This is a genomic window from Mariniradius sediminis (assembly GCF_021491425.1).
In the GTDB taxonomy this organism is placed as follows: domain Bacteria; phylum Bacteroidota; class Bacteroidia; order Cytophagales; family Cyclobacteriaceae; genus Mariniradius; species Mariniradius saccharolyticus.
On record NZ_JAKEVZ010000039.1, the window covers coordinates 1 to 1,574 of the forward strand.

Here is a 1,574-nt window from a genome sequence, read left to right on the forward strand (position 1 = left end):
TTCATAGCTTTAAGTGTGTGAAGGTATCCCGAAAAAGTTATTTCCGTAATTTTTCCAGGCCTTTCAAGGGGCCGAAAAATTCCAGAATAACTTTTCCCGCCAATTACACACTTATCGGGACGCTACCGGCTGGTGTATTCTAGATCTTTCTTCGGCAGTCATTCGAGCATACTTTTCTCGAAATTCCTCACGGGCTTTTCGTTTTGAATATTTACTATATGAATTTGTTTGTCTTGCCATTTTTTCCTGAGATTTAAATTCGTTTTCTATGAAAATCAATCTTGCCAGGCTGTGACTTTCCCGTTTTCAACATAAATGTACTTTTGTCCAGGATAGACATATTGCTTCCTTACCAAAGTGGCTGTTACTGTCCGATTTATTTCTTCGGGTTCTCCCCAGCTGTCTAAAAGCATATCCTCTGTCATCCCGATCCATACTTCTTTCATGAAGATCCTTTTCCCAATTGTTGATCCGTATTTTTTGGTAAGCTCGTTAAAGCGTGTTTCATATTGCTGACGTCTCTGGATTTCTTCTTCCTTGTTTCTCACTTGGATTAGAGAGTCCTCAATAGCCTGCTCTTTATTCTTTTTCTCCAAAACATAATATGAAAAATAGTCTTCAAGTTGAGTATTGCGAAGGTTGACAAAGACGTAGCTAATAAATCCCTCGGTGGTGTCAATTTTTATCCTTAAATGATCCTTACTCAATCCAAGAAGTGCAGCCTTTGTTCCAGATTTAACTCTATAAAGGATTTCGCCAGTATTGAAGGGAGTCTTTCTAAATGGTGCATCGTTAAAATTTATTTCGACTGAATCCGGTAAAGTAGGGCTGCCAAATGATTGAGGGAAAGCATTCAGAAAGGACAGGGATGCAATCAACAAAAGAATCCATTTCATATTTCTGGGAAAAAATTTAACATCGATGACTTTAGTAAATTTAATTATTGATTTTTAATTGGAGCTAACAAGTAGAAAAAATCGCTTGGATTCTCTTGCATGTGCAAATTAGATGAACGTCTATGAAGGTGTGATTTGTGTTCTTTTTGTTTGAAGGAATCCCAAAAACTTGGTCGGGGTACCCTAGCACTCATTATTCTGACTCATGTCGGTTCCGAGATGCCTAGTTTCGCCTTTTTACCGACTCCTGTCGGTTCCGAGGTGAATCATGTCGCCTTTTTTCCAACTCGTGTCAGTTCTAAGGTGACTCATGTCGCCTTTTTACTACCTTGGTTTGGTTGGGGGGCAACTCGTGTCGGCTTTTTGCTGACTCGTATCGGTTCCGAGGCGACTCGTGTCGGCTTTTTAATAACTCGCGTCGGTTCTGAGGCGACTCATGTCGGTTTTTTGCTGATTTTTGTCGGCTCGGAGGGGAATCGTGTCAGCTTTGTTCACCACATGTTTGGTTTTTTTTTGATAACGTCTGAAAGTTGACCCGTCCTGAAAAAAGGTTTGACCCGTCCTGAAAAAAGTTGACAGTTTTTGTAATAATACTGAATTGGCTTTACAGTAGAAAGCCTGATCCTGATTGGACTTTACAAGGATTTTTGTAATCCTGATATAAGTTGACAGGTAAGG

2 protein-coding genes are annotated in these 1,574 nt (G+C 39.8%); one reads left to right on the top strand and one right to left on the bottom strand.

The genetic code is table 11. The annotated features are described in order from the left end of the window. Nucleotides 1–275: 275 nt before the first annotated feature. Nucleotides 276–896: a hypothetical protein gene (locus L0U89_RS20155; protein ID WP_234863176.1), complete on the bottom strand. Its 621-nt coding sequence runs from the start codon at nt 894–896 to the stop codon at nt 276–278. A gap of 219 nt (nt 897–1,115) precedes the next feature. Between L0U89_RS20155 and L0U89_RS20160 the strand changes: the two genes are divergently transcribed. Next, the gene (locus L0U89_RS20160; protein ID WP_234863177.1) at nt 1,116–1,430 is read left to right on the top strand and encodes a hypothetical protein; all 315 of its coding nucleotides are present in this window, start codon (nt 1,116–1,118) and stop codon (nt 1,428–1,430) included. Nucleotides 1,431–1,574: the final 144 nt, after the last annotated feature.

Excerpts from the sequence above, each read along its gene's own strand:
- L0U89_RS20155 (WP_234863176.1), bottom strand. The coding sequence starts at position 896 with ATGAAATGGATTCTTTTGTTGATTGCATCCCTGTCCTTTCTGAATGCT.
- L0U89_RS20160 (WP_234863177.1), top strand. The coding sequence starts at position 1,116 with ATGCCTAGTTTCGCCTTTTTACCGACTCCTGTCGGTTCCGAGGTGAAT.